The sequence below is a fragment of the Nonomuraea fuscirosea genome (assembly GCF_003001935.1).
GTDB classification, from domain to species: Bacteria; Actinomycetota; Actinomycetes; order Streptosporangiales; family Streptosporangiaceae; genus Nonomuraea; species Nonomuraea fuscirosea.
Genome location: NZ_PVNG01000021.1, coordinates 181,845 through 208,028 on the forward strand (window position 1 = coordinate 181,845; position 26,184 = coordinate 208,028).

The 26,184-nt window shown below is 71.8% G+C and carries 24 protein-coding genes; 4 read left to right on the top strand and 20 right to left on the bottom strand.

What is annotated here, in order from left to right:
- Window positions 1-38: 38 nt before the first annotated feature.
- Window positions 39-1,244 carry an FAD-dependent monooxygenase gene (locus B0I32_RS40370; protein WP_106248693.1) on the bottom strand — a complete coding sequence of 402 codons (1,206 nt, stop codon included), beginning with the start codon at window positions 1,242-1,244 and terminating at the stop codon, window positions 39-41.
- A complete protein-coding gene (locus B0I32_RS40375) occupies window positions 1,241-2,638 on the bottom strand; it encodes an MFS transporter (protein WP_106248695.1) in 1,398 nt (465 codons plus the stop codon). The genes B0I32_RS40370 and B0I32_RS40375 overlap by 4 nt, the downstream gene beginning before the upstream one ends.
- Before the next feature lie 165 nt (window positions 2,639-2,803).
- Here B0I32_RS40375 and B0I32_RS40380 point away from each other — a divergent pair, with 165 nt between their 5' ends.
- Window positions 2,804-3,439: a TetR/AcrR family transcriptional regulator gene (locus tag B0I32_RS40380; RefSeq protein WP_106248697.1), complete on the top strand. Its 636-nt coding sequence runs from the start codon at window positions 2,804-2,806 to the stop codon at window positions 3,437-3,439.
- Between the two features lie 8 nt (window positions 3,440-3,447).
- On the opposite strand, the gene B0I32_RS40385 is transcribed toward B0I32_RS40380, so the two are convergent.
- From B0I32_RS40385 to B0I32_RS40445, 13 genes are all read right to left on the bottom strand, one after another.
- Complete coding sequence (locus B0I32_RS40385) at window positions 3,448-4,971, bottom strand: acyl-CoA synthetase (protein WP_106248699.1); 1,524 nt, start codon at window positions 4,969-4,971, stop codon at window positions 3,448-3,450.
- A gap of 52 nt (window positions 4,972-5,023) precedes the next feature.
- Window positions 5,024-5,482 carry a MaoC family dehydratase gene (locus B0I32_RS40390; RefSeq protein ID WP_106248700.1) on the bottom strand — a complete coding sequence of 153 codons (459 nt, stop codon included), beginning with the start codon at window positions 5,480-5,482 and terminating at the stop codon, window positions 5,024-5,026.
- Window positions 5,479-6,369 (bottom strand): amidohydrolase family protein, encoded by an 891-nt coding sequence (locus B0I32_RS40395; RefSeq protein WP_106248823.1) that lies wholly within the window; start codon window positions 6,367-6,369, stop codon window positions 5,479-5,481. Before B0I32_RS40395 ends, B0I32_RS40390 begins: the two co-directional genes overlap by 4 nt.
- Window positions 6,370-6,379: 10 nt before the next feature.
- The gene (locus tag B0I32_RS40400) at window positions 6,380-7,306 is read right to left on the bottom strand and encodes an SDR family NAD(P)-dependent oxidoreductase (RefSeq protein ID WP_106248702.1); all 927 of its coding nucleotides are present in this window, start codon (window positions 7,304-7,306) and stop codon (window positions 6,380-6,382) included.
- A 128-nt stretch (window positions 7,307-7,434) separates the two neighbouring features.
- Window positions 7,435-8,712 carry a 2-hydroxyacyl-CoA dehydratase family protein gene (locus tag B0I32_RS40405; RefSeq protein WP_106248703.1) on the bottom strand — a complete coding sequence of 426 codons (1,278 nt, stop codon included), beginning with the start codon at window positions 8,710-8,712 and terminating at the stop codon, window positions 7,435-7,437.
- Window positions 8,700-9,788 carry a 2-hydroxyacyl-CoA dehydratase family protein gene (locus B0I32_RS40410; protein ID WP_106248705.1) on the bottom strand — a complete coding sequence of 363 codons (1,089 nt, stop codon included), beginning with the start codon at window positions 9,786-9,788 and terminating at the stop codon, window positions 8,700-8,702. The genes B0I32_RS40405 and B0I32_RS40410 overlap by 13 nt, the downstream gene beginning before the upstream one ends.
- Before the next feature lies 1 nt (window position 9,789).
- Window positions 9,790-11,028, bottom strand: a complete 1,239-nt coding sequence (locus tag B0I32_RS40415; RefSeq protein ID WP_106248706.1) for a CaiB/BaiF CoA transferase family protein — start codon at window positions 11,026-11,028, stop codon at window positions 9,790-9,792.
- On the bottom strand, window positions 11,021-12,142 hold the full coding sequence (locus B0I32_RS40420; protein WP_245956327.1) for a CapA family protein: 1,122 nt from the start codon (window positions 12,140-12,142) through the stop codon (window positions 11,021-11,023). The genes B0I32_RS40415 and B0I32_RS40420 overlap by 8 nt, the downstream gene beginning before the upstream one ends.
- Complete coding sequence (locus B0I32_RS40425) at window positions 12,139-12,945, bottom strand: amino acid ABC transporter ATP-binding protein (RefSeq protein ID WP_106248708.1); 807 nt, start codon at window positions 12,943-12,945, stop codon at window positions 12,139-12,141. The genes B0I32_RS40420 and B0I32_RS40425 overlap by 4 nt, the downstream gene beginning before the upstream one ends.
- On the bottom strand, window positions 12,942-13,787 hold the full coding sequence (locus tag B0I32_RS40430; protein ID WP_106248710.1) for an amino acid ABC transporter permease: 846 nt from the start codon (window positions 13,785-13,787) through the stop codon (window positions 12,942-12,944). Before B0I32_RS40430 ends, B0I32_RS40425 begins: the two co-directional genes overlap by 4 nt.
- The gene (locus B0I32_RS40435) at window positions 13,784-14,647 is read right to left on the bottom strand and encodes a transporter substrate-binding domain-containing protein (protein ID WP_245956328.1); all 864 of its coding nucleotides are present in this window, start codon (window positions 14,645-14,647) and stop codon (window positions 13,784-13,786) included. Before B0I32_RS40435 ends, B0I32_RS40430 begins: the two co-directional genes overlap by 4 nt.
- Window positions 14,648-14,799: 152 nt before the next feature.
- On the bottom strand, window positions 14,800-15,723 hold the full coding sequence (locus B0I32_RS40440) for a PaaX family transcriptional regulator (protein ID WP_245956329.1): 924 nt from the start codon (window positions 15,721-15,723) through the stop codon (window positions 14,800-14,802).
- Window positions 15,724-16,041: 318 nt separating this feature from the next.
- Entirely contained in the window at window positions 16,042-16,503 is a 462-nt protein-coding gene (locus B0I32_RS40445; RefSeq protein ID WP_106248713.1) for a hypothetical protein, read from the bottom strand.
- Between the two features lie 245 nt (window positions 16,504-16,748).
- On the opposite strand from B0I32_RS40445, the gene dnaE reads away from it, so the two are divergent.
- Window positions 16,749-20,381 carry a DNA polymerase III subunit alpha gene (gene dnaE, locus B0I32_RS40450; RefSeq protein ID WP_106248715.1) on the top strand — a complete coding sequence of 1,211 codons (3,633 nt, stop codon included), beginning with the start codon at window positions 16,749-16,751 and terminating at the stop codon, window positions 20,379-20,381.
- A gap of 42 nt (window positions 20,382-20,423) precedes the next feature.
- Here dnaE and B0I32_RS40455 read toward each other — a convergent pair whose 3' ends face one another.
- Entirely contained in the window at window positions 20,424-21,089 is a 666-nt protein-coding gene (locus B0I32_RS40455; protein ID WP_106248717.1) for a nitroreductase, read from the bottom strand.
- A gap of 225 nt (window positions 21,090-21,314) precedes the next feature.
- On the opposite strand from B0I32_RS40455, the gene B0I32_RS40460 reads away from it, so the two are divergent.
- The gene (locus B0I32_RS40460; RefSeq protein WP_425438136.1) at window positions 21,315-21,719 is read left to right on the top strand and encodes a MerR family transcriptional regulator; all 405 of its coding nucleotides are present in this window, start codon (window positions 21,315-21,317) and stop codon (window positions 21,717-21,719) included.
- Window positions 21,720-21,825: 106 nt separating this feature from the next.
- On the opposite strand, the gene B0I32_RS40465 is transcribed toward B0I32_RS40460, so the two are convergent.
- The gene (locus B0I32_RS40465; protein ID WP_106248718.1) at window positions 21,826-22,596 is read right to left on the bottom strand and encodes an alpha/beta fold hydrolase; all 771 of its coding nucleotides are present in this window, start codon (window positions 22,594-22,596) and stop codon (window positions 21,826-21,828) included.
- Window positions 22,597-22,652: 56 nt separating this feature from the next.
- Here B0I32_RS40465 and B0I32_RS40470 point away from each other — a divergent pair, with 56 nt between their 5' ends.
- Complete coding sequence (locus tag B0I32_RS40470) at window positions 22,653-23,327, top strand: TetR/AcrR family transcriptional regulator C-terminal domain-containing protein (RefSeq protein ID WP_106248720.1); 675 nt, start codon at window positions 22,653-22,655, stop codon at window positions 23,325-23,327.
- Between the two features lie 42 nt (window positions 23,328-23,369).
- On the opposite strand, the gene B0I32_RS40475 is transcribed toward B0I32_RS40470, so the two are convergent.
- The 3 genes from B0I32_RS40475 to B0I32_RS40485 form a co-directional block, all read right to left on the bottom strand.
- Window positions 23,370-24,677: a TolB family protein gene (locus tag B0I32_RS40475; protein WP_106248721.1), complete on the bottom strand. Its 1,308-nt coding sequence runs from the start codon at window positions 24,675-24,677 to the stop codon at window positions 23,370-23,372.
- The gene (locus B0I32_RS40480) at window positions 24,674-25,174 is read right to left on the bottom strand and encodes a SigE family RNA polymerase sigma factor (RefSeq protein WP_106248723.1); all 501 of its coding nucleotides are present in this window, start codon (window positions 25,172-25,174) and stop codon (window positions 24,674-24,676) included. The genes B0I32_RS40475 and B0I32_RS40480 overlap by 4 nt, the downstream gene beginning before the upstream one ends.
- A gap of 212 nt (window positions 25,175-25,386) precedes the next feature.
- Window positions 25,387-26,094, bottom strand: coding sequence for a TetR/AcrR family transcriptional regulator (locus tag B0I32_RS40485; RefSeq protein WP_106248724.1), 708 nt, complete (start codon window positions 26,092-26,094; stop codon window positions 25,387-25,389).
- Window positions 26,095-26,184: the final 90 nt, after the last annotated feature.

Sequence of the window (26,184 nt, forward strand, 5' to 3'; positions counted from 1 at the left end):
GGGACGGACTGCTCCGCCGCCCGTAGGCGGGCCGGTGCTCAGGTCAGGGACATGAAGTCCGGCAGCGTGAGGGCCGAGTGGGCCGACACGGCCTCCGCGCCCCGCAGGGTGGTGAGCCCGCGCAGCCGGTCGTTGCGCTGCTCCAGCGCCTCGGCGGTGGTCGGGAAGAGGGTGGCGCCGCCCTCGTCGACCAGGTCCTGGTTCTGGGTGACGAACGCGCGCGTGTCGCGTTCGTACGCGGCGAAGCCCGCGGCGTGGTCCTGGTTCGCCAGCGAACCGGCCAGCATGTACGCGCCGACGAGCGCGAGGCTGGTGCCCTGCCCGGTGAGGAACGAGGGCGCGTACGCGGCGTCGCCCACCAGCGCGACCCGCCCGCTGGACCAGCGGGGCAGCCGGATCTGGGCGACCGTGTCGAAGAACAGGTCGTCCGCCTCGCGCATGGCGGCCAGCATGCCGGGCACCTCCCAGCCGGCGTCGGCGAACACCGACGCGACCAGGTCCCGCTGCGCCTCGGGGGTGGGGAACTCGTCGAACGGCCGCCGCGGACGGGCGAAGTTCAGGAAGGCGTGCACCTGCTCGTCGTCGTCCCCGGTGGCGTAGAGCGCCGCGGCCCGGCCGGGGGTGTTCCACATGACGAGCTCGCGGGAGAGCCCGAACGTGTTGCGCATGGTGAACACGGCGAAGCAGTAGCCGAGGTACCGGTCGAACAGGTGCTCGGGGCCGAACAGCCGCTCCCGGGTGCGCGAGTGCATCCCGTCCGCGCCGAAGACCAGGTCGAACGTGCGCCGGGCGCCGCCGCGGAAGGTGACGTCGACCCCGTCGCCGGACTGGTCGAGAACGTCGATGGAGTCGCCGAACAGGAACTCCGCGTCGTGGCGGACCGTCGCGTGCAGGGCCTCGCTCAGGTCGCCGCGCCGCACTTCGAGGTCTCGTCCCTCGGTGTCGCCGGTGACGGTGCCGGGGCGGACCGAGGCCACCTGGCCGCCGCCCTCGTCCAGGAAGGTCATCCGGCGCAGGTCGACGTGCGCGTCGCGCAGGCGCGGCAGGATGCCCATGCGCTCGACCACGTCGAGCGCGGTGCCGCGCACGTCGATGGGATAGCCGCCGTTGCGGACGGTGGCCGCCTTCTCCACCACCGTGACGGCGAATCCGTGGCGGTTCAGCCAGTACGCGAGGGCGAGCCCCGCGACGCTGGCCCCCGACACCAGGACCTCGCGCTTCCGCGTGCTGTGGATGTTCGTCATTGTTCTTCTCCTCTGTTCAGGGTGCGGACGGCGAGCAGCGCCAGCGCCGTGACGGCGCTCGCGATGCCGAAGCCGATGATGAAAGCCGATTCGTCCGGGATGTTCGCCCCGGAGGGGGTCATGGCGGTGAGCAGGATGCCGCCGAGCTGCGCGCCCGCGGTGAAGCCGATCACGCGGGTCACCAGGATCAGGCTGGTGGCGGTGCCGGTGTCGCCGCCGTCGCCGGTGGTGGCGGTCTTGACGACCACCGCCGTGACGCAGATGCCGCTGGCCAGGGAGATCAGCACCTTGCCGATGACGAGGTGCCAGACCTCGCCGTGCAGCAACGCCAGGGCCGCCAGCGTGGCCACGGCGCCGGCGATGCCGGCGGCGACCGCCGTGCGCGCGCCGAACCGCCGCGCCGCGAACCCGGCGATCGGACCGCTGACCGCCGCCGCGACGGCGCTGGGCAGCAGGTAGAGGCCCATGTCGCTGGCGCTGGCGCCGAATCCGTAGGCGTCGGCGGGCACCGCGAACAGTTGCGGGACGAGGTACATGGACGCCGCGGTGCCGAGGCAGACGGCGAACGTGATCGCGTACGAGCTCCACATGCCCGGCCGCGCGAGCAGGCGCAGGTCGACCATCGGCGCGGCCGAGCGGCGTTCGACCCGGATCCAGCCGATCACGAGGCCGGCCAGGAGCAGGACGAGGGCGCCGAACTCGAGCGGCCGGCTGCCGGCCTCGGGCACCATCGGGAGCACCAGCATGAGCGTCAGCAGGGCGCCGCTCATGAGCACCAGGCCGGGCCAGTCGATCCTGGCGTCCGACCGGGCGGGCGGGTCGTCCGGGATCAGCCGGTGCACGAGCACGGTGCCCACGGCGATGACGAGCGTCGGTATCGCGAACATCCAGTGCCGCGACAGGCCTTCCGCGATGGGCCCGGCGATCATCGAGCCCACCAGGTTGCCGCCCACGAACATGCCGCTGACCACCCCGATCGCCGTGTGGGCCGATCCGGGTGGGAGGTGCTTGCGTACGAGGATGAACGAGAGCGGCAGCGCGCCCACCATCGCGCCCTGCAGGATTTGCCCGGCCAGCAGCACCGGCAGGTTGGGCGCCAGCGACGACACCAGGCCGCCGGCCAGCACCACGATCATCAGCCGGGTCATGACCCGCCTTCCGCCGTAGCGGTCGCCGAGGGTGCCCGAGACGGGCAGCAGGAGGGCGCCGCTGATGAGCAGCGCGGTGCTGAGCAGCGCCCCTTGGGCCGGGCTCAACGCCAGCTCGCGTTGCAGCAGCGGGAGCGTCGGCGTCAGCACCGACTCCAGGGCGCCGGTGGCGATGGCCAGCAGGCACAGGGCGCCGACGGCGGCCTTCCCGATGCCGACCGGTGGAGGAGCCAGAGTGGTGGTCATGGACGTCCTTTCCTGCTGACCGGGCGGCGCTCGCGGCCCAGACCTGCTGGTGGGGGACGTGCTCGGAACAGGGTGCGGCGTGGTCCGTGCCACCGCGAAAATTACACTACAACATGTACTGTAGTTAATTACAACGATCAGTGTAGTTCCGCTAGGATTCTGTCCATGCCGCCTACGAAGACGCTGCGTGAGGGATCCGCGAAGAAACGGGCCGCCATCCTCGCCGCGGCCCAGGAGCTGTTCCTCGCCAACGGCTTCGACCGGTCGAGCATCGACGCGATCGCCGCCCGGGCGAAGGTGTCGACCCGGACGGTCTACGACTACTTCGGCGACAAGCGGACCCTGCTGCGCACCGTCGTCGAGAACATCGGCCAGTCGCTGATCGCCACGATCCAGCGCACCCTCGACGAGACGCTCACCGACCTCACCGAGGCCGGCGAACTGGAGGACGCGCTCGTCACGTTCTCCATGAGGATCGCCACCGACATGCTCAACTCAGCCGACTACGCCATGCTGCAACGGCTGGGCCAGACGGAGTCCGACCACCTGCCACCCAGGGACGACCGCGCGATGGCCAACGCCCCCGACGAGGCCGTCGGGGAGCGGCTCGCCGCCCTGGCCAGGGCCGGGCTGCTCGACATCGCCGACCCGAGGCTCGCCGCCGACCACTTCATCGCGCTGACCTTCGGAGTCGCCATCAGCCGGCTCGGCTCCGCGAACGCGGCGGGGGACGCCCGGGTCCGGCCGCTCATCGTCGAGGGAGTGCGGGCGTTCCTCCGGGCGTACGGGAAGGAGCGATGAGAGGCGGCTCAGCCGGCGTCGGGGAGCGGGAGGCGGCGCAGCCGGGGTTTCTGGATCTTGCCTGAGCCCGTCTTCGGCAGGTCGTCCGTGATGTCGACGTACCTCGGGATCTTGTACGTGGCCAGGCGGGGGCGGAGGAAGGCGCGCAACTCCTCGGCGGTGAGGCTCGCGCCGGGGCGCGCGACCACGAACGCGCGGCCGGCCTCGCCCCAGGTGGCGTCGGGCACCCCGAGTACGGCGGCCTCGGCGACGGCCGGATGCTCGAAGATCACGGCCTCGACCTCGGCCGGGTAGACGTTCTCCCCGCCCGAGATGTACATGTCCTTGAGCCGGTCGATGACGTGCAGATGGCCGTCCTCGTCCAGGGCGGCGACGTCGCCGGAGCGGAACCAGCCGCCCTCGGCGAACGCGGCGGCGCTCGCCTCGGGGTCGCGCCAGTAGCCGGGGGTCACGTTCGGTCCCTGGATGAGGACCTCGCCCGGCTGTCCCGCCGCCGCTTCCGTGCCGTCGGGCCGGACGACCCGGACATCGGCGAAGAACACCGGCACACCCGCTGAGCCCGCCTTGCGCGCGCTCTGGCCGGCGTCGAGAAAGGTGGCGCCGGGAGCGGTCTCGGTGAGCCCGTACCCCTGGCAGAACACCAGGCCCCGCTCCTGGTACGCGCGGATCAGCGCGACGGGGACCGCCGCGCCCCCGGCCATGAGATGGCGCAGCGACGACAGGTCCGCCTCGGCCCAGCGGGGCGAGCGGGCGAAGGCGGCGAACATCGTGGTGACCCCGAACATCCAGGTGACCCGGTGCTCACCGATGAGGTCGTAGCACTCGTCCACGTCCCACGACGGCATGATCACCGAGCGGCCGCCCTTGAGGAAGGTCGGCAGCAGGGTCTGGTTCAGAGCCGCGACGTGGAACAGCGGCGCGCTGATCAGCGTCACCTCCTCGCTGGTGACGTCGACGCCGAGGAGCAGGTTGAAGCAGTTCCACACGAGGTTGGCGTGGGTGAGCAGCGCGCCCTTGGGCCGCCCGGTCGTTCCGGAGGTGTAGAGGATGAGCGCCGGGTCGTCCGGCCGCACGGGCGTGTCGATCGGGGTGGGGTCGCCCGCCGCGAGCCAGGTCTCGTAGTGGCTCTCCCCCGGAGCCGGGGCGCCGACGGCGACGAGGTGCGGCGGAGGGACCGGCAGGGCCCGGACCGTCTCGGCGCACTCGGGCGCGTAGATCAGCACCGTGGCGCCCGAGTGGTCCAGCATGTAGCCGATCTCGGGCGCGGCCAGGCGGAAGTTCAGCGGCACGAAGATCGCCCCGAGCAGGTGCGCGGCGAACATCGTCTCGACGAAGGCGACGTGGTTGCGGCCGAGGTAGGCGACCCGGTCACCGGCCCGCACCCCCGAAGCGCGCAGCCGCGACGCCAGCCGGGTGGTCCGCTCGTGGACCTCCGCGTAGGTGACGGACCGGTCCGCGAGAACGAACGCGGTCCGGTCCGGGGTCATCCGTGCCCGGCGGGCGGGCCAGCCGCCCAGTCCGGCGTTGCGCATCGGTGTTCGCTCTCCTGTCGGCGGGGGGACCCGGGACTCCGTACGGGCGGCGTCAGGCGTAGTGCCGCAGGAGGGCCCGGGCCACGCAGGCCGGCTTGCCCGACCCTTCGATCTCGACGGTGAAGTCGAGGTGCATCTGGACGCCGTCGCCGGGGACGTCCTCGACCGAGGCGACGACGCCGGCCAGGCGGATCCTGGCGCCCACCTTGACCGGGGCGGGGAAGCGCACCTTGTCCAGGCCGTAGTTGATGCTCATCTTCACGTCCTGGATGTCCAGCAGCTCGTTGAACAGCGGGATGACCAGGGCCAGGGTCAGGTAGCCGTGCGCGATCGTGCCGCCGAACGGCCCGGCCGCGGCTCTGCCAGGGTCGACGTGGATCCACTGGTGGTCGTCGGTGGCGTCGGCGAAGGTGTTCACCCGGTCCTGGGTGATCTCGTGCCAGCCGGTGTGGCCGAGGTCCTTGCCGCTCAGCGCCCTGATCTCATCGAGCCCTCGCGCGGTGGTGGTCATGCCGGTGCCGTCCTCTCCTGGGTGCCGAGCCCGAGCAGGCGTACGGCGTTGTCCTTCAGAATCTTCGGGCGGACCTCGGGCTTGATGTCGAGCTTGGCGAAGTCGCCGAGCCAGCGGTCCGGGGTGATCACGGGGTAGTCGGAGCCGAAGAGCACCTTGTCCTTGAGCAGCGTGTTGGCGTAGCGCACGAGCTGCGGCGGGAAGTACTTCGGCGACCAGCCCGACAGGTCGATGTACACGTACGGCTTGTGGGTGGCCACCGCGAGCGCCTCGTCCTGCCACGGGAACGACGGATGGGCCAGGATGATCCGCAGTTCGGGGAAGTCCACGGCCACGTCGTCCACCAGCATCGGGTTGCCGTACTTGAGCCGGATGCCGCCCCCACCGGGAACGCCGGCGCCGATGCCGGTCTGCCCGGTGTGGAACAGCGCCGGGACGCCCAGCTCCTCGATCGCCTCGTACAGCGGGTAGGCCACCGGGTCGTTGGGGGCGATGCCCTGGATGCTCGGGTGGAACTTGAAGCCGCGCACGCCGTGCTCGGCGACCAGCCGCCGCGCCTCGCGCGCACCAGCCCGGCCCTTCCACGGGTCGACGCTGGCGAACGGGATCAGCACGTCGGCGTGCTCGGCGCAGCTCTGCGCGACCTCCTCGTTGGAGATGCGCGGGTGCCCGGTGGCGTGCTCGGCGTCCACGGTGAACACCACCGCGGCCATGTTCCGCTCCCGGTAGTACGCGGCCATCTCCGGAATGGCCGGCTGCCGGTGCCCGTGGGCCTTGAAGTAGTTCTCGGAGGCGCCGAACAGCTCCGGGCTGAGCGAGCCGTGGCCGTCCTTGGAGATCTCGGCGTGGGTGTGCACGTCGATCGCGACCAGGCCGGCGACGTTCATGGCCGTCACGTCAGGCTCCCTGGCCGTTCTGGGCGGGGACCTGGGGGGCGGGGATGCCGTACGTCTCCGGTTCGGCGCCGACGCCCGACCGCCAGGAGGCGGCGACGGCGTCGGCCGACCATCCGCCGTCGGCGAAGGCGACGGCCTTCTCGGCGGGGTGCGACCACAGGGCGAGGCGGTCGCCGCCGATCCCGATCGCCTGGCCGCTCACCCCGGCGGAGGCGTCCGAGGCGAGGAAGACGACGAGCCCCGCCACGTCCTCGACGGTGCCCAGCCCCTCGTCCCTGCGCAGCCAGGCGGGGAACGGCCGGCCGGTGCGCTCGGACTCCTCGATGATCGGCGCGAACGCGGGGATGGTCCTGGTCATCTCCGTGGCCGCCACCGGCACGACGGCGTTCACGGTGATGTCCGCCCTGGCCAGTTCCATCGCCCAGGTCCTGGCCATCGCCACGATGCCGGCCTTGGCGGCGGCGTAGTTGGTCTGGCCGAAGTTCCCGCGCTGGCCCGCCGGTGAGGAGATCAGGATCAGCCGGCCGCCGCTCCCCTGCTCGCGCATCCGGATCGCCGCGGCCCGCGCGCAGGTGAACGTGCCGCGCAGGTGCACGTCGATCACCGCGTCGAAGTCGTCGTCCGTCATCTTCCACAGGACCCGGTCGCGCAGGATGCCGGCGTTGGTGACCATCACGTCCAGCCGGCCGTACTCCTCGACCGCGGCGGCGACCAGCCGGTCGGCCACCTCGGCCGATCCGACCGGGCCGGCGACGCCGTGTGCCCGGCCGCCGGCGCCGGTGATGGCCGCGGCGGCCCGCGAGGCCGCTTCGGCGTCCACGTCGTTGACGATCACCGCCGCTCCGGCCGCGGCCAGCGCCTCGGCGTACGCGCGGCCGAGCCCGCGGCCCGCACCGGTGACCACGGCGACTTTGCCGGACAGATCCATGTGATTCCCCCTGAGATTTATGGCGGATGACGCGAACATAAGGCAGTTTTGTGACGACCGTCAATGATGTGCCCAACATGCCGGGTTTTCGGGGTTCGGGCTGTGACGTGCCCCGCGGGCGACGCCGGTCAGGTCAGGACCACGTCCTCCAGCCACCGGCCGACCTGTGCGGCCACGTCGTCGCCGAAGGTGCGGGTGTCCACGTTGTCGGCGTGGATCTCGATCACCGGGAACCCGGCCGCCTCCAGCGCCCTGGCGGTGAAGTAGCTGCCCCGGGGGTCGTCGGAGACCAGGTGGACCACGCCGTCGATGCCGTGCAGGCGGGCCTCCTTGACGTACCACTCGCTCGACCACGGCGGGGTGTAGAGCTGGTCGCTGAAGGCGGCGAACCGCGCCGCCAGCGCCCTCATGGGGTCGTCGCCGTAGCGGAGGTATCCGTCGGCGGCGACGGCGAGGTACATCGACCAGACGAACACCGCGCCGTACTCCTCCTGGAAACGCTGGTAGAAGCCCATGTCGTACCAGAGGCCGCGGCCGATCCACATCAGCCGGGCCCGCTCCCCCGGGCACGCGGCGTGACCCGAGTCGACGCGTTCGCGCACCTCCTCGTAGAAGCGCCTGGCGATGTCCCTGGCCCACTCGGTGCCGCGGTGCCACTGCGGGAGCATGACGCTGGGGATGCTGTCGACCACGCCGAGCGGCGCGGGCCGGGCGCGGGCGATGAGGTCGCGCGCCTTCCTGTTCCACTCCTCCTGCTCGTTGACCAGGGCCAGCACCTCGCGGAAGCGGGTCTCGCTGAAGCGCCTGCCGGTGGTGGTCTCCAGGAATCTGACCAGGTTCTCCAGCTCGGCGGTGAGCAGGTCCAGCCGGGCCGGGCCGACGGCCTGCTCCCACCGGTGCGGCATGAGCTCCCACCAGTTGACGGGGACCTCGTTCTCGGCCGCGCTCTCCAGGGGGTAGAAGATGACGCCGGGCTCACGACCCCAGAGGTCGAAGATCTTGCGGGTGACGTCGCCGGAGGCGTCGCCGACGATGATGTCCGGCCTGGGCAGGCCGCCCCACGGGCCGGCCTCCGGCTCCGGGTCGAACGCCGCGCCGAGGGTGACCGCGTTGTACTGCTCGGAGTAGTCGGGGTAGCCGCGCCGCCGGACCAGCTCCAGGTAGTGCCCTGAGCGCTGCTTGGCGGCCACCAGCGACGCCCACCACTGGCCGACCGCGTACGGGATGTCCATCGTGCGGAAGATCTCGTGCGGGACGTCCGCGTTGAGCAGGGCGAACGGCTCGCCGGCGGCGACCCGGCGGCGCAGGTCGGCGAACCACTCCCGCTGGTGGGCGCCCGCCTCGGCCGCCGTGGCCAGCGACTTCACTCCCCGGGAGGTGCTGCCGGGCGTTCTCACATCGGACATGGGTGTTCCTTCCGCAGAGCGGCCAGGTCGACGCGGCCGTACTCCTGGCGTTCCAGCAGCACGGCGGGGATGTCCAGCGCCGCGCGCTGCGCGGGGAAGTCCCAGGCCGGCGCCTCGTCCCCGGCCCGGCAGTAGGCGACGAAGAGCTCGGCCCGGCACCGCCGCACGGCCGCCGCCGCGTACGCGGCGCGCTCGCCCGCCGTGGCCCGGTGCGCGGCCGGGCCGCCGCGGTGGTGGTGCTCGGCCAGCGCGTCGAGGCCGCCCGCGCCGACCGGCCCCTCCACGGCGAGGTCGCCGAATGAGTGGTCCTCGCCGACGATCACCTGGCCCTCGGACTCGACGGCCTCGTACACGTGCGGCGTGTCGTGGTCGCTACCGCTCAGGAAGACCCGCCGCCCGGGGTGCTCCTCCAGCCGTCCCGCCTCGGCCAGCAGCCGGCGCAGCAGCGCGACGTGCTCGGCCACGGGCAGGGCCGCGTTGACGACCGCGAGGAACTGCCGCCCGGTGAGGCGGGCGGGCACGGTCCTGCGCAGCTCGGCGGCGGCGGCCAGCAGCCGGCGCCGCTCGTCGTGCGCCGCCACCGCGCCGGCCAGGTCGAGGGCGCGGCCGGTCCAGGTCTCCAGCCTGGCGGCGAACTCGCCGAGCCGGCGGCGGTTGTACCGGGTGGTCGTGCGGTGCGGCAGGTGCCGGAGGTCCACCAGGTACGCCTCGGGCAGTCCCGCGCCCGGCTCCACCCGGCCCAGTTCGCGCAGCGCGTAGAACAGGCGCAGGGACGCCTCGCAGTCGTGCGAGACCACGACACGATCCAGCTCGCCGAAGGACCCGTCGAGCAGCCGGGTGAGCACCGATCGGGCCGCCGGGTCCACCCCGCGGCCCAGGTACCGGTCGCCGGGCGCGGAGCCGGATCCTGGGTCGCCCGTCAGGCGGAGGGCGTGCACCCCGGCGGCGGTGAGCAGCTCGACCGGCAGGTCGCTCCCGACGTAGCCGACGACCGGAGCCCGGCCGTCCGGCCGGTTCCCCGCGGGTGCGCCGCTCCGGGCGTAGGCCTCCTCCAGCGCGGCCAGTGCCGTGGGCACGTCAGATCACTCCTTCCCCGGCCAGCGCCTTGAGCTCGTCGTCGGAGTAGCCGAGCAGCCCGCCGTAGACCTCGGTGTTGTGCTCGCCGAGGCCGGGCGCGGGCCGGTCGAACGCCGTCTCCGAGGCGGAGAAGCGGAGCGGCACCCCGCTCCCGTACAGGTCCGCGCGGTGGCCGTGGCGCGGATGCGCCAGCGGCACGACCTCCTCGCGCTCCAGCACGAGCGGGTCGCGTACGGCGTCGCCGGGCTCGCGCACCTCGGCGGCGGGCACGCCGTGCCGGGTCAGCAGGCCGAGGACCGACGCGAGCGGGAGGTCCGCCGCCCACGAGCCCACGAGCTCGTGCAGCTCCCCCGCGTTGGCCACGCGCGCGTCCCGGGAGGCGAAGCGGGGGTCCTCGGCCAGGTCGTCGCGTCCCATCGCGGCGAACAGGCCGCGGGCAAAGGCGTCGGTGGGGCCGCACAGCGCGAACCAGCCGTCCGCGGCCGGGAACGTGCCGAACGGCGCCAGCCGGGGCACGGTCGTCCCCGTGCGCATGGGCAGGCCCAGCTTCTCGTAGGCGTCGAACGGCTCGCACGCCACCAGCGAGGTGAGCGCCCCCAGCATGGACACGTCCACGTGCTGGCCCCGGCCGGTCGCGTCGGCCCGCAGGACCGCGGCGAGCGTGCCGATCACCGCGTACAGCGGCGCGACCAGGTCGCCCACCGGCAGCCCGAAGCGGACCGGCGGCTCGCCTGGCGCGCCCGCGGTCATCATCACGCCGCTGAGCGCCTGGATGATGGTGTCCATCGCCTTGCCGGAGCCGGGGCCGCCCTGCGCGCCGAAACCGCTGATCGAGGTGCACACGATGCGCGGGTTGATCGCGCCGGCCCAGTCGTGGCCGATGCCGAGCCGCTCCATGACCCCCGCGCTGTAGTTGTCGATCATGATGTCCGACACCCGGACCAGCCCGGCCAGGACGTCGCGGGCCTTGGGGTGCTTCAGGTTGAGGGTGACGCTCTGCTTGCCGCGGCCGCGCAGGAGCATCGACACGGACATGTCGTCGTCCTCGCGGCGGGCCGGTGTCAGCCCGCCGGCGCCGAGGTAAGGGGCGTTGTTGCGGGAGCTGTCGCCGCCGGTCAGCGGGTTCTCCACCTTGATCACGCGGGCGCCGAGCCCGGCGAGCAGCAGGGTCGCGTACGGTCCCGACAGCGCGGTGGTCAGGTCGATCACCGTGCGGCCGGCGAGCGGGCGCTCAGCCACCCAGCACCACCTCCTCCCCCTCCCAGCGGAACTCCGTCCGCAGCCCGGCCCGCCGGGTGATCTGCTCGATGTAGGACACGACCCGCCGTCCCTCCTCGTCGTTACCGAGCGGCACCGGGCGGCCGGCGTCGTCGATCCAGCAGGGCACGAGCCCGGCCGTGACCAGGCCGTCGCGGTCGAAGCGGCACAGCGCGATGGCGGTGTTGCGGCTCTCGGGGTGGAAGGGGTAGTACGGCATGTCCGGGTCCGGGGCGAAGCCGTACAGTTCCACCCTGCGGCGCGCCCACGCGGCCCGTTCGTCCTCGTCGCCCGCCGCGGGCGTCAGCGCGTGGGTGACGGTGACGAAGTTGCCCAGCCCGTGGTAGATCGGCCGGCCGCGGTACATCTCGACGCCTCGCATGATGTGGGCGTGGTGGGCGAACACGGCGTGCGCGCCGGCGTCCACGGCGGCGTGGGCCACGGGCCGCTCGTACATCGCCAGGACGGCGGGCGTGTGCCCGACGCCCTTGTGCAGCGACACCAGCACGACGTCGGCCTCGGCGGCCAGGGCCGCCACGTCCGCGGCCATCCGCTCCAGGGACTCGGGGTCGGCGAAGGTGTAGACGGCGGGCGGCCCGCCGGGGCTGGCGTGGTCGAGTTCGTAGTGGGTGAGCACCTTGACGTACGCGCAGCCCGGTTTGCGGCTGGTCGCCCACGACTCGCGGGGACCGACGCAGTTGTAGCTCAGCACGCCGACGCGCAGCCCGTCGCGCTCCACGACGGCGGGGCGGCGGGCCTGGTCGAGGGTCGGTCCGGCGCCGGCGGTGGCCAGCCCGGCCTCGGCCGCGTACGTGATCGTGTCGGCCACGCCCTGGTCGCCGGCGTCGTAGACGTGGTTGCCCGCGAGCGTCACCACGTGGAAGCCGGCGTCGGCGACCGCGCGGAGCGCGGCGGGGTCGGCGGGCGGCGCGGGGACGTCGGTGCTGACCTGGGCGGCGGACGTGCTGTGCGGCACCTCCACGTGGCCGATCACCACGCCGCCCCGGCCCAGCGTCTCCCGGGTGGGGTCGAAGAAGGACGCGGGATCGGGCTCGTCGACGACCAGGTCGCCGACGGCCATCACCGTGAGGCTCACGACGTGCTCTCCTCTACAGGGGTCTTTCCGGCCTGGCCGGAGAAGCGCGACAGGAAGGCGCGCAGGCGGGGCGAGGCGGGGTCGTCGAAGATCTCCTCGGGGGTGCCGGTCGCGGCCACCCGGCCCTCCTCCATGAAGACGCAGCGATCGGCCACCTCGCGGGCGAAGCTCATCTCGTGCGTCACGATGATCATGGTCATGCCGCCGCGGGCCAGGTCGAGCACCACGCTCAGCACCTCGTCCACCAGCTCGGGGTCCAGGGCGCTGGTGGGCTCGTCGAACAGCATGATCCGCGGATTGGTGGCCAGGGCCCTGGCGATGGCGACGCGCTGCTGCTGGCCGCCGGAGAGCATCCGGGGGTGGGCGTCCGCCTTGCCGGCCAGCCCCACCCGTTCCAGCAGCCGCAGCGCCTCCTCGCGCGCCTCCGCCGGCGAGCGGCCGTGCACCGCGACCTGCGCCTCGACCACGTTGCGCAGCACGCTCCAGTGCGCGAACAGGTTGAACTGCTGGAAGACCATGCCCATGCGGCCGCGCTGGGCGGCCACCCGGCGGTCCGGCAGGGGACGCAGGTGGCCCCGCTGCAGTTCGTAGCCGAGCAGCTCCCCGTCGAGGTACATGGCCCCGCCGTCGATGCTCTCCAGCTGGTGGACGCAGCGGACCAGGGTGGACTTGCCCGATCCGGACGGGCCGATGACGGTGACCACCTCGCCCTCGTGCACGTCCAGGTCCACGCCGTCGAGGGCCTGGTGGTCACCGAACCGCTTGCGCACGCCACGGACGCGCAGGACGGGCGTGCCGCTCACCGCTGCCCCCTTCCGAAGTGCCGCTCCAGGCGCCGCTGGCCGAGCGACAGCACGGTGACCACCGCCAGGTACCAGGCGCAGGCCACGATCAGCAGCGGCACGATCTCGTAGGTCCTGTTGTAGATCACCTGCACCGCGTACAGCAGGTCGGCCATCGCGATCACGCTGACCAGGGAGGTGCCCTTGAGCAGGCTGATGAACTGGCTGCCGGTGGGCGGGACGATCACCCGCATCGCCTGCGGGAGCACGACCTTGACGAAGCTCTGCCCGGCGGTGAAGCCCATCGCGCGGGCCGCGTCGCGCTGCCCGCCGTCCACGGCCAGGATGCCGGCCCTGACGATCTCGGCCATGTACGCGGCCTCGTGCAGGGTGAGCCCGATGACGGCGGCGGTCAGCGAGCTGATCACGGAGTTGGTCGGCCACGAGACGAAGGTCGGGCCGAACGGCACGCCCAGCGAGACGCGCGGCAGCAGGTAGCCGAGGTTGAACCAGAAGATGAGCTGGACCAGGGGCGGGACGCCGCGGAAGACCGCGATGTAAACGCCGCAGGCCCAGGCCATCGGCGCGAAGCCGCTCAGCCTGCCCGCCGCGAGGAGCACCCCGAGCGCGCTGCCCAGCACCATCCCGATGACGGTGAGCAGCAGCGACATGCCGAGGCCGCGCAGGATGTTCGGGTCGAACAGGTATCTGCCGGCCACCGGCCATTCGAACCGCGGGTTGGTGAGGAGGAACCAGGCGAACTGCGCGGCGAGCACGAGCAGCAGGGCTCCGGCGGCCCAGCGCAGCGGGCGGACGCGGGGGCGGGCCGAGGCGACGTCCACGACGTGGGGCGGGGCGCTCACGGCGTCGCCGCGGTGTTCATCCTGGGCTCCTCCACCGCCACGTTCTGGAGCCCGTACTTGTCCATGATCTTCTTGTACTCGCCGCTGGCGAAGATCTCCTTGAACGCGTCGAGCATGACCGGGCCGAGACCGCCGGACTTGGGCACGAGCATGGCCAGCTGGTCGACGCCGGCGCCCTGCTCGTCGGTCTGCGTGACGTAGGTGAAGGCGTCCTTCTCCTTGCCCAGCACGTCGAGGGCCGCGCTCTCGGTCATGCCGGCCGCGTCGGCGCGGCCGGACTTGGCGGCGAGGATGGTGCCGTTCGTGTCGGCCAGGCCGACGAAGTCGATGCCCGCCTTCCCCTGCTTGGCGCACCACTCGGTGAGGCGCTTGACCTGGTCCTCCACGATGCTGCCCGCGGTGCCGGCGACGCGCTTGCCGCACAGGTCGGCCGAGCTCTTGACGGCCGCGGAGCCGGCCTTGGGGATCAGGTAGGAGGTGCGGGTGACCATCCACACGATCGCGTCGAACTGCTTCTCGCGCTCGGCGGTGTCCTTGACCGGCCCGTTGAAGGCGTCGTACCGGGAGGCGAGCATGCCGGACAGCGCCGCGGGCAGGCCGTTGACGATCGAGATCTCGGTGCGGACTCCGAGCGCCTTGCCGAGGGCGTCCTGCAGCTCCTTGTCGATGCCGGTGACGGTCTTGCCGTCGTTGCCGACGATCCGGTAGGGCGGGTGGGAATCCCCGGCAAATCGGATGACGCCCGTTTCCTTGATGCCGTCCGGCAGGGCGTCGTACAGAGCCGTCGCGCCGGCCGGCCGCTGGCTTCCTCCGGTGTCTCCGCCGCACGCCGCGGCGCCGGCGAGAGTCGAAACCGCCACACCCGCGAGAATGGTCCTGGGGAATCTCATGGTGGTCCTTCCGCGACCGACTAACGATGCAGTTGTTCTTGCGGTCGTTGAGGCAAGTGTCACACCTTAGGGTGCACACCTGTCAAGGGCCGGTGGTGCGGCGCAGACGCGGGGGGCGGCGGTCAGGTGAGCGTGAGGGTGGAGCCGGTGCGGTGGTGGGCGACCAGCCCGGCCAGCGCCGGCTCGAACTCCGCGACGATCTGCTTGACCCGGAACTCGGCGAGCGGCCCGAGGGTGTCGTAGATCTCCACGAACAGGTCCCTGGCCGCGGCGCGCGGCCAGTCGGCGGGCAGCAGCTCCGCAGGCAGGTCGGGGTCGTGGTTGGGGAAGGTCCGCCAGGTGTCCATGATCCCCGAGCGCGCGACCAGCGCCTCGGACGCGCCGACCGTGCCCCTGCGGACGCGGTCCAGGAGCGGCGCGTACCGGGTCACGAACTCCTCGTAGGTACGCCGGAGCCGGTCGAAGTCCCAGGCCTCCTGCGGGGCGCGCATGCCCGGAAGGTCCAGGGCCTCGGCGCGGAAGACCGTGGCCATGGGGACCTCGAGCTCGGTGAGCACCGCCGCCGCGCTGCCGGCGTCGGCCGTGGGCGAGACCCAGAGCCCGTCGTAGAGCGGGGCGAAGCCGAGCCAGCGCAGCCGCGCGCGCAGCGCGTGACGCAGGTCGCGCTGCTCCTCGGAGACGGAGAACGCCGCCATCACCCAGGTGCGGTCCCACGCGCCGCGCTCCAGGCCGAAGGACATGATCCGCTGCCTGCCCTCCAGCATCACCGCGGCGGCGCGGTCCGTCAGCCGGTAGGAGGTGCGCCGCCCGGTCTTCGACGACTCCAGCAGGTTCCGTTTGGTCAGGCGGCTGAGCGCGGCCCGCGCCGCGACGGCGGAGACCCCGAACTCCTCGGTCAGCCGCACCAGGGCCGCGGACGGCAGCCGCTCGGGGCGGCTGATCCAGTAGTCGCCGAGTAGCGTGGTGATCAGGTGCTGCGGGGGCGCGCCCACCTGGAAGCGCGGAAAGTCGACGTCCCCTGCCTCGGACAGCTCACGGTCATTCACCAGACGAGTATATTGACCACAGTTGAGGAAGTGTTCGTCACCGCACTGTCATAGTTCTGCGCTGAGCCGACCACCTGGACCGGTGACTCACGCGTGTCCTGCACACCCTCCCAGATGGCCAGGAGGCGATCAGAGGGTTGACATTGATGACAGAAAGCTGAACGATCGTTGCCCATATCGAGCTTTTGGACGAGATCGAGGCGTTCGGCAAGCGGCTGAACCGCTCCCTGAACGGCTGGAGCGTTCGAGCCGCAGGGGCGGCCGCCGCCGCGGCGGCTCCGGTGTTCACCGCGGCGGCACGGCCGTCGTGCCTCGCGATCAGGGGTAGAGCGTGTAGGTCTTGGTGTTGTTGCACACGATCGTGCCGGGGAGGCAGCGCTTGGCCCTGATCGTGATCCGGTCGAGGTTGGTGCGGGTCGTGGACCACTTGAAGCTCTTGTGGCCCTTCTTCCGGCCGGCCTCCTTGTACCCGCCGTAGATCTCGTCGCCGTTCTTCTTCTTGAACGAGACCTCGACCACGGCCGTCCAGGTGTCGCTCTTGGTGTCCGTCACGCTGCCACGCGCCTCACCGTAGCCGTTGGTGCAGAGCTGGAGGACGTAACTGACGAAGCCGTCCTTCGTGTTGAGCTTGCTCCACTTCTCCTTGCAGCCGGCCGAGGAGACGCTCCACGAGCCGGTGGTGGTGGCGGCCGTGGCGGCGGTGGCCGGCGCCAGTACGGCGAAGACGGCAGAGACCCCGACGACGGTGGCGAGCGCCTTCGAGGATGAGAACTTCCGCATGATTCGATCCTTGTCAGTCAACGGGAACGTCGCGGCGCTCCGGCCGTGACCGGAGCGCCGCGAAGAACGCTAAAGACCGGCGGTATACCGCGGGTATGTCCGCGCCCAGTGGCGGTGAGCGCCGTACGCCGATCCGAGCCCGTCCGAGGTGAGGATCCCCGGTCCAACGGAGCCCGCAGGACAACTTCTGGTTGTGGATTGCCGGTGTGTCGATTGTTGGACAGCCACGTCTGATCTCGGGTCGAATGCTCGGGTTCGCGGCCGGCCTACAACCGAGGGCGTGGTTTCCGGTGGGATCCTTCGTGCACCTCCACGTGCACACCGAATACAGCATGCTCGACGGCGCCGCCAAGGTCGGCCCGCTGATGGCGGAGGTGGCGCGGCAGGGCATGCCGGCCGTGGCGATGAGCGACCACGGCAACGTGTACGGGGCGTACGAGTTCCACCAGACGGCGCGCAAGGCGGGGATCAAGCCGATCATCGGCATCGAGGCGTACGTCGCCCCCGCCTCCAGGCGCCATCGCAAGCCGGTGTACTACAGCGACGACCTCTCGTTGCGCCGCTCCGACGACGGCACCGGCGCGGGCGGGGACGTCTCCGGGCGTGGCCTGTACACGCACATGACGATGTGGGCGGCCGGCGAGCAGGGGCTGCGCAATCTCTTCCGGCTGCAGTCCCGGGCGTGGCTCGAAGGCCATGTCCAGAAATATCCGCGCATGGATGATGAATTGCTCGCCGAGCACCACCAGGGCATCATCGCCACCACCGGCTGCCCGTCCGGCGAGGTGCAGACCAGGCTCCGCCTCGGCCAGTACGACGAGGCCGTCGCGGCCGCCGCCCGCTACCGCGACATCTTCGGCCCGGGCAACTACTTCCTGGAGCTGATGGACCACGGCCTGGCCATCGAGCGCCGGGTCCGCGACGACCTGCTCAGGCTGGCCAAGGAGCTCGACCTGCCGCCGCTGGCCACCAACGACTCCCACTACGTGACGAAGAGCCAGGCCCAGGCCCACGACGCGTTGCTGTGCGTCGGCACCGGCAAACGGCTGGCCGACGCCGACCGCTTCCGGTTCGGCGGCAGCGGCTACTACGTCAAGTCCGCCGCGGAGATGCGCGCGTCGTGGGACGCCGAGGTGCCGGGCGCCTGCGACAACACCCTGCTGGTCGCCGAGCGGGTCGGCGACTACGGGGCGGTGTTCGCGCACCGCGACCTGACGCCGCGCTTCCCCGTACCGGAAGGGGAGAGCGAGTCGAGCTGGCTGCGGAAGGAGACCCTGGAAGGGGCCCGCCGCCGCTACGGCGGCCGGCCGGCGCAGGAGGTGCTGGACCGCATCGACTACGAGCTGTCGGTGATCGACATGATGGGCTTCCCCGGCTACTTCCTGGTGGTCGCCGACATCTGCCGGTACGCCCGCGAGCAGGGCATCGGCCTCGGGCCGGGCCGCGGCTCGGCGACGGGGTCGATCGTCGCCTACTGCACCGGCATCACCCAGCTCGACCCGATCGAGCACCAGCTCATCTTCGAACGCTTCCTCAACCCCGAGCGCATCTCCATGCCGGACGTCGACCTCGACTTCGACGACCGCCGCCGGGACGAGATGATCGACTACGTCACCCGCAGGTACGGCGACGACCGGGTCTGCCAGATCGTCACGTTCGGCACCATCAAGGCCAAGGCCGCCGTCAAGGACTCCTGCCGGGTGCTCGGCCTGCCGTACGCGCTGGGCGACCGCATCACCAAGGCCTTTCCAGCGGCGGACGGAGGCAAGGAGATCCCGCTGGCCGCCATCCACGACACCGGCCATCCCCGCCACGGCGAGGCCACCGAGCTGCGCCAGATGTACGAGCAGGACCCGGACGTCAAGACGGTGATCGACACCGCCACCGGCATCGAGGGCCTCACCCGGGGCACCGGCATCCACGCCGCCGGCGTGATCCTGTCCCGCGAGCCGCTCATCGACGTGATCCCCCTGGCCAAGCCCAAGGCGGACGGACCCGTCATCACCGGCTTCCCCTTCACCCAGGCCGAGGACATGGGCCTGCTGAAGATGGACTTCCTCGGCCTGCGCAACCTCACCGTCATCGGCGACGCCGTCGCGAACGTCCGCGCCAACAAGGGCATCGCCATCGACGTCCTGGAGATCCCGCTCGACGACGCGGCGACGTACGAGCTGCTGGCGCGCGGCGACACGCTCGGCGTCTTCCAGCTGGACAGCGGCGGCATGCGGGTGCTGCTGAAGCTGATGCGGCCGACCACGTTCACCGACATCGCCGCGGTGAACGCGCTGTACCGGCCCGGCCCGATGGAGATGAACGCGCACACCAACTACGCGCTGCGCAAGACCGGCAGGCAACCGGTCGAGCCGATCCACCCCGAGCTGGCGGAGGCGCTGGAGCCCATCCTCGGCGACACCTACCACCTGGTGGTCTTCCAGGAGCAGGTGATGGCCATCGCCCAGCAACTGGCCGGCTACTCCCTCGGCGCCGCCGACATGCTGCGAAGGGCCATGGGCAAGAAGAAGAAGGAGGTCCTGGACGCCGAATGGGACCGCTTCGCGGCGGGCATGCGCGGGCGCGGCTTCTCGGCGGAGGCCGTCAAGGCGGTCTGGGACGTCCTGGTCCCGTTCAGCGGCTACGGCTTCAACAAGTCGCACACCGCCGGGTACGGCCTGGTCTCCTACTGGACGGCCTACCTCAAGGCCAACCATCCGTGCGAGTACCTGGCCGCGCTGCTCACCTCCGTCGGCGACGACAAGGACAAGATGGCCGTCTACCTGTCGGACTGCCGGCGCCTGGGCATCAAGGTGCTGCCTCCCGACGTCAACGCCAGCCGGCTGGACTTCACCGCCGTCGGGTCGGAGATCCGCTTCGGCCTGGGCGCGGTGCGGAACGTGGGCGCGGGTGTCGTGGAGGCGATCGTCGCCACCCGCGAGGCCCGCGGCGCGTACACCGGCTTCAACGACTTCCTGGCCAAGGTGCCGGCGGTCGTCTGCAACAAGCGGGTGGTCGAGTCGCTGGCCAAGGCGGGCGCCTTCGACAGCCTGGGCCACCACAGGAAGGCCCTGGTCGCCGTGCACGAAACCGCCGTGGACGCGGTCATCGACGTCAAGCGGAACGAGGCGCACGGCCAGGACTCGCTGTTCGGCGAGCCCGGTCAGCGCGGCGCCTTCGCGGTCGCGATCCCTCAGGGCGAGTGGGACAAGGCCGTCCTGCTCGCCTTCGAACGCGAGATGCTCGGCCTCTACGTCTCCAGCCACCCGCTCGACGGCGCGGAAGGCGTCCTGTCCGCCCACCGCGACACCACCATCGCCGACCTGCTCGCCTCGGGACGTCAGGACGGCGCGACCCGGATCAGCGGCATCGTCTCCGGCCTGCAGCGCAAGGTCACCAAGCAGGGCAGCCCATGGGCGATCGTCACCCTCGAGGACCACGACGCCTCCGTGGAGTGCCTCGTCTTCCCCAAGACCTACGCCCTCTACGGCGAGGCGCTGGCCGAGGACCGCGTCATCTCCGTCCGCGGCCGGGTCAACGTCCGCGAGGAGACGATGAGCGTCTATGGGGAGGAGATCGCGATCCTGGACGTCTCCCAGGGGGACGCCCCTCCACCCGTGGTGCTCTCGGTCCAGGAGGCGCAGCTGAACCCGCGGGTCGTGCGGGAGCTGAAGCAGATCCTGCTCGCCCATCCCGGCCGGGCGCCCGTCCACGTCTGCCTGCACCGTCAGGGGGCCGGGAGCGTGCTGCTGAACCTCGTGCCCTTCCAGGTCACTCCGCGGCCCGCGTTCTACGGCGATCTCAAAGCGCTGCTCGGGGCCGGCGTGACAAGCGGCGGCGTGACAAGCGGCGGCGTGACCGGCTCCGGCGTGAACGGCGGCACGTGACCGGCTCCGGCGTGAGGGGGGCGCGTGAGCGGCGGTCCGGCGTCACGTGCCGATGAAACGCACCGTTTCCGTCATCTCCGCCCGGCCGGTGCGCAGGCGTACCGCGCCTTCCCGCTCGTACCCCACCGCGACGCCGCAGAGCAGGACGAGGTCCTCATCGGCGCCGGTGATCTCGCTGACGGTCCTGCGGAACATGGTCCACATCACCTGCGGGCAGCTGTGCACCCCTTCCGCCCGCAGCAGCAGCATGACGGTCTGCAGGTACATGCCCGCGTCCGCCCACTGCCCGGGGCCCATCGTCCGGTCCAGGTAGCAGAACAGGACGACGGGCGCTCCGAACGCCTCCGAGTTCAGCGCGGCGATCCTGACGGGCCGGTCGGGGGCGTCGCGCCGGATCCCCAGCGCCTGGTACCGCTGGGCGGCCGCGGCGGAGAAACGGTCCCGGTAAGGCGAGATCAGTTCGGCCGGATACATCGGATATTCCCGCTCATCACCCGGGTCTCCCGCCAGCGCCCTGGCCGTCGCCCGCCGTTTCAGCTCCGCCAGCGGCTCGCCGGTCACGACGTACAGGTGCCAGGGCTGGAGGTTCCCGCTCGACGGGGCCCGCGTCGCGGCGGCGAGCACCCGTTCGAGCACGTCCCTGGGGACCGGCTCGTCGCTGAACGCCCGCACCGCCCGGCGGCTGTCCACGGCTTCGTACACGTCCATGTCGGCTCGTTCTCCCCTTCGACGGCGATCACCTTTCCCCCGCCATCCTGCGCGATCAAGGGGTACGGACGACAGCGGGGCCCCTCACGGGCAGCACGCCGGGCCCCCTGCTTGGTCAGGGTGTCCTCGCCCTCCCGAGCCGATGATCGGCGCGGGTGCTCCGCCGGCCCGCCCGCCGGATACCGTTGGGAGCTGACGCCAGGAGCGGGTGTGGTGACGGAGGTCATGGTGCGTATCGGAGAGCTGGCCGAGAGATCGGGCGTCAGCGTCCGGTCCCTGCGCTACTACGAGGAACAGGGGCTGCTGGAGGCGCACCGGAGCGGCTCAGGGCAGCGCCACTATCGCGAGTCCGCGATCGACCGGGTGCGGCTGATCCGGATGTTGCACGCGGCCGGCCTGTCCAGCCGGACCATCGCCGAGCTGCTGCCCTACGTCGAGGCCAGGGCCACCACCCCGGAGTCGCGGGCCCGGCTGAGGGCCGAGCGTGATCGCATCGACGCCGAGATCACCGCGCTGACCCTAAGCCGTGACCGCCTCGACGCGCTCATCCTGACCTCCGCGCATCCGGCCAGCGGCTGTACGTGGATCGCCGAGCCCTCCGCGAAGGCGGGCGCCGGCGCGGCGATGTGATCACGCCAGCCGCCGCTTCAAGGGTGTGATCACGCCGGCCGGCGCGCTCCAAGGCGTCCGCGTGAGCGTGGGCGGACCTGGAGAAGAACGTTCCGGCCACATCGTCTCAGCCGGCGAACACCTTCTCGGCCAGCTCCCGGATGACGCGCGCGACCTCGGCGGGCCGCTTGAGGTCGGCCCCGTGGTCGGCTCCCGGCAGCACCACCCGCTCGGCGTGCGGCAGCACGCGCTGGAGCGCGTCCAGCCGCTCGGCCAGGTGCGCCGGGCTGTGCTCGCCGCCGAGCAGGACCGTCGGGAGCTTGATCGTGGCGTAGGCGTCGAGGCGCACCCCGAGCCGGTCCAGCGCCTCCAGGTCGTCGAGCTGCCTGGGGATGAGGCGGCGGTAGCGCGGGATGAGAGCGGTGATCGCGCCGGCGAGCCTCGCCTGCGGGTCCGGCAGTTCCACGGTGTCACGCATGAAGATCGCCAACCCCTTGCCCGGGCTGCCCGACGCCACCGCCGCGCGGGCCCGCCGCAGCACCTCGCCGCCCTCTCCCGACAGCGGCGGCCCGATCACCGCGGGCGGCTCGAAGATCACGGCGCCGGCGAACGACGCCGGTGAGGCCGCCAACGCCTCCAGCGCGACCACCCCGCCGGAGGAGTGACCGTAGAGCACCACCGGCTCTCCGGCCGAGCGGGCGAGCCGCAGCACCTCTTCGGCCTCCAGCTCCACCCGCACGGGCGCGCCGCGATCCGGCCGGTACTGCAGGCGGTCCAGGCGCAGCACCCGGTAGCGGGAGGCGAGGATCGCGGCCACCTTCCCGCATCGCCTCCCGTCGGACAGGCCTGGATGGACCAGCACGATCGGCCGCCCCCGCCCCTCGTCGTAGGTCCGCATCACGCCTCCCGCTTAGCATTGCTAAGGACTGACCTTAGCAATGCTAAGCTGCCCGCATGCCCACGGACAAGAGGCCAGGCCTGACCAAGCGGGTGCTGATCGACACCGCGCTCCGCCTGCTGGACGAGGTGGGGCTGGAGGGGCTCACGGTGCGCCGGCTGGCCGCGGAGCTCGGCGTGCGCTCCCCCGCGCTGTACTGGCACATCCGTACCAAACAGGAGCTTCTCGACGGGATGGCCGACGCGATCTGCCGCGCTCCGGGGATGGGCCCGCCCCGCGACGACGAGACCTGGCAGGACTGGCTCCTGCGCCGCGCCCGGGCCTACCGCGCCGCGCTGCTGGCCCGGCGAGACGGCGCGCGCGTGGTCGCCCACGCGCGCTCGCTGAGCCACGAGACCGTGGTCCTGTTCGAGCGGGAGCTGGCGGCCATGGTCGAGCGGGGCTTCACCCCGGCGCTGGCGCTGCACACCATCGCGGCCCTGACCTCCTACGTGAACGGATTTGTGCTGCGGGAGCAGGCGGCGGCCGCGCCGGAGTCCCTCGACGGGGCTCCGGCCGCGCCGCAGTCCGTGGACGAGGCGCCGGCCGTGCTGGCGGCCGCCGTGCGCGAGGGCGGCGGGACGATCGGCGGCGAGGCCTTCGAACACGGCCTGCGGGTGTTCATCGCCGGCACGTCGGCCGTGCTGTCCCAGGAGCGGGACGGACCGGCCACCGCGAGCGCCGCCCGATGAGCCCGGCCCATCATCGAGGCCGGGCTCAGGGCCGGGGCGCCGCTACTTGATCGTGGCCAGGTCCAGGACGTACATCTCGTTCCCGACCTTGTAGGCCAGCAGCCGGTCGGAGCCGCTGTCGGGCATCGCCATGCCCCCCGTCGCGTCCGGACGCATGCCGAGATCGGCGGTTCTGCCGGTGACGGCGTCGTAGAGCGCCACGAAGAGCTGGTCTCCCGGTCCCAGCAACGAGGTCTGGAAGAAGCGCTCCAGGCCGGCTTCGCTGCTCTCCTGGAAGTCCTTGGGCAGGTCGCGCTCATGGGAGCCGTCCCGATCGCGGACAAACCCCCGCAACACGGTACGGGACCGCACCGTCTTCGGGCACGGGCGATCACCGCACGTGATCTTCTTGCCGGAGGAGTCACGGTTGTCGACCTTGACGGTCTTGTACCGTACGTCGATCCCCCAGCACCGTTCGACGCCGCACCTGACCTCCTCCCCCGCCTTGACCGCGGCCTCGTTCCGCTCGCCGGTCTCGACGTTGAGCACCTCACGGAAGATCGCCTTCCCGCGGTGAACGCCCACCCACGGCCAGCTCAGGATGTGGTGCCGCTCGGCGCCTTGCACCGGCCGCGGCGAACCTCCGCTCAGGGGAACCCGGTACACGCCGCCCTTCTCGTAGGCGAACACCACGTCCGAGCCCGTCACCGCCAGCTCGCGGATGTGCCCTTCCTTCATGACGTTCCCGAGAGGCACGTCGGTCACCCGCCGGGGCCGGCCCCCGGCCACCGGCACCGTCCAGATCCGGGCGACCCGCGGGCCGCCCTTCTCCTTGTACGACGCCCACCAGACGATGTGGCCACCACCGGCGGCGACGCCGTCCGCGAAGATCGCCGAGCCCTTCGTCGGGGGGATCTCGGCGATTCGCCTGGGCCGGCCGGTACCCAGGTCGTAGCTCCACAGGTACTGGCGCTTCCCGTCACCGACGCCCGTCATGACCAGCAGCGTGCGATCGTCGAGGAGCAACTGCGGATAGTACGCGCGGCCGTCGGGCAGCCTGGCCGGGATCTTGTGCACGGCCTGCGGCCACACCTTCCAGACCGGCGGCGGCACCTTCCTCACCGGCGGCCCGGCCTCCCCGGTCGCGCTCACCGCGGGATGCGGCTCGCCCGCCACGCCCAGACCGTTCACCACCACGCCGACCCCGCCCGCCACCAGGACCACGGCCGCGGCCGCGGTCACCGCGGTGCTCCTGGCCCGCCGCCGGCGATGGCGCGTCTTGACCGTCGCCAGCAGCCCGTCCGGCGCCTGCGGCGCGCCGTGCGCCGCTCCGGACAGGACCCGGCTCAGCTTCTCTTCAAGATCGGTCATCGCATGCTCCCGTGGGTCTCCATCGAGGACAAGAGGGAGGAACGCAGCTTGTCCAGGCCACGGAAGGCCTGGCTGCGCACGGTTCCGGTGGAGATGCCGAGCACCTTGGCGATCTCGGCGTCGCTGAGCTGCTCGTAATAGCGCAGCACCAGCACGGCCCGCTGCCTGCGCGGCAGGGCGGCCAGTTCCCGCCACAGGCCCTGCTCCTCCTCGGAGGGAAAGACCTCGCGATGAACCCGGTCCGGCGGCGCCCCGGTGAGATGTTCACGCCGGCGCCGCCGCCAGACGCTGATGTGCAACCGCGCCATCGTGGTCCGGACGTAGCTGTGCGGGCTGTCCTTGCGCCTCACCCTCGGCCAGGCGCCGCACAGCCGGATCAGAGCCTCCTGGACCAGGTCGGCGGCGTCATGCGGGTTTCCGGTCAGGACGTATCCGTAGCGGAGCAGCGCTTCGGTCTGCTCTGCGACGAAGTCGTCGAAGCCGGGCTCGTCGTCCACTTGTCGTCCCTTCAGTCGTCACGTCCCAGACGGCCGAAGGGGCGAAGACGTTGCATCGTCCGGCGGACGATCTCCCGGAATCTCGCGGGACGCACCCCGGAGATCGTCCGGCGGCCCCGGCGAACCGCAGGCCCGCCGGACGAGGCGACCCCGGCAGTCCAGCGGCAACGCCTCCACCGCGGCGTCCTCGGCCGCATGCGGGCGGGCCTGAGCTACGACTCCGTGGACGCCTCCTCGGCTGCGCCGGCCTGGATGCCGTCGAGGAGCCAGGTGAGGCCGATGGTGAAGCTGGTTTGCCAGTCGCCGTCCTTCGCGAGCGGGCCGTGGGTGGCGAGGGCGGGATAGCGGTCCTGGTCGGCGCGGAAGTGCTCCCGGGCGGCTTGTCGCGCGCCCTGCTCCCGGGCTGTCCAGGTCGCCTGCATGAGCGCGGAACCGATGACGTAGTTGGACAATCCGTACGCCGCGGCGGTCAGGTGCGGTTCGGTGACGCCGGCCGCCAAGAGGGTGCCGTACAGGAACTCGCTGCGGGCGAGCACGTTGGGGCCCAGCATCGGACGGCCGAGCAGCGCCGCCGACCAGGGATGCGCCAGCAGGACGGCGTGCCATCCGCTGATCAGCGCGGTGATGTCGGCACGCCAGTCGCCGCCTTCGCCCGGGATCTGCACCGCTGCGAAGATCGCGTCCAAGGCGAGGTCGAGGACGTCGTCCTTGGTCTTCACGTGCCAGTAGAGGGTCGTGGAGCCGGTGCCGAGGCGCTCGGCGAGCCGTCGCATGGTCAGCCGGTCGGCGCCCTCCTCGTCCAGGAGGGCGATGGCCTCGGCCACGATCCGGTCGCGGCTGAGCGGCGGCGCCGCACGCGCCTCCCGCGCGGGCGCTCGCAACCACACGTCTCCGGCCGACCCTGAACGTCTCCCCGCCAATTCGTCCTCCTCGTCGTCGCCCCGCCCAGTCTAGTATGGTGATCGAGCACCGGATCAATGGTCCAGTCGATAGAACAACGGTCCAGACGA

Bases quoted from the DNA above. Each gene is read 5' to 3' on its own strand.
- dnaE (WP_106248715.1), top strand. From the start codon at position 16,749: ATGCTCGGGTTCGCGGCCGGCCTACAACCGAGGGCGTGGTTTCCGGTG.
- B0I32_RS40445 (WP_106248713.1), bottom strand. From the start codon at position 16,503: ATGCGGAAGTTCTCATCCTCGAAGGCGCTCGCCACCGTCGTCGGGGTC.
- B0I32_RS40405 (WP_106248703.1), bottom strand. From the start codon at position 8,712: ATGTCCGATGTGAGAACGCCCGGCAGCACCTCCCGGGGAGTGAAGTCG.
- B0I32_RS40385 (WP_106248699.1), bottom strand. From the start codon at position 4,971: ATGCGCAACGCCGGACTGGGCGGCTGGCCCGCCCGCCGGGCACGGATG.
- B0I32_RS40475 (WP_106248721.1), bottom strand. From the start codon at position 24,677: ATGACCGATCTTGAAGAGAAGCTGAGCCGGGTCCTGTCCGGAGCGGCG.
- B0I32_RS40375 (WP_106248695.1), bottom strand. From the start codon at position 2,638: ATGACCACCACTCTGGCTCCTCCACCGGTCGGCATCGGGAAGGCCGCC.
- B0I32_RS40390 (WP_106248700.1), bottom strand. From the start codon at position 5,482: ATGACCACCACCGCGCGAGGGCTCGATGAGATCAGGGCGCTGAGCGGC.
- B0I32_RS40400 (WP_106248702.1), bottom strand. From the start codon at position 7,306: ATGGATCTGTCCGGCAAAGTCGCCGTGGTCACCGGTGCGGGCCGCGGG.
- B0I32_RS40380 (WP_106248697.1), top strand. From the start codon at position 2,804: ATGCCGCCTACGAAGACGCTGCGTGAGGGATCCGCGAAGAAACGGGCC.
- B0I32_RS40370 (WP_106248693.1), bottom strand. From the start codon at position 1,244: ATGACGAACATCCACAGCACGCGGAAGCGCGAGGTCCTGGTGTCGGGG.
- B0I32_RS40455 (WP_106248717.1), bottom strand. From the start codon at position 21,089: ATGGACGTGTACGAAGCCGTGGACAGCCGCCGGGCGGTGCGGGCGTTC.
- B0I32_RS40395 (WP_106248823.1), bottom strand. From the start codon at position 6,369: ATGAACGTCGCCGGCCTGGTCGCGATCGACGTGCACACCCACGCCGAG.
- B0I32_RS40470 (WP_106248720.1), top strand. From the start codon at position 22,653: ATGCCCACGGACAAGAGGCCAGGCCTGACCAAGCGGGTGCTGATCGAC.
- B0I32_RS40465 (WP_106248718.1), bottom strand. From the start codon at position 22,596: ATGCGGACCTACGACGAGGGGCGGGGGCGGCCGATCGTGCTGGTCCAT.
- B0I32_RS40460 (WP_425438136.1), top strand. From the start codon at position 21,315: ATGGTGCGTATCGGAGAGCTGGCCGAGAGATCGGGCGTCAGCGTCCGG.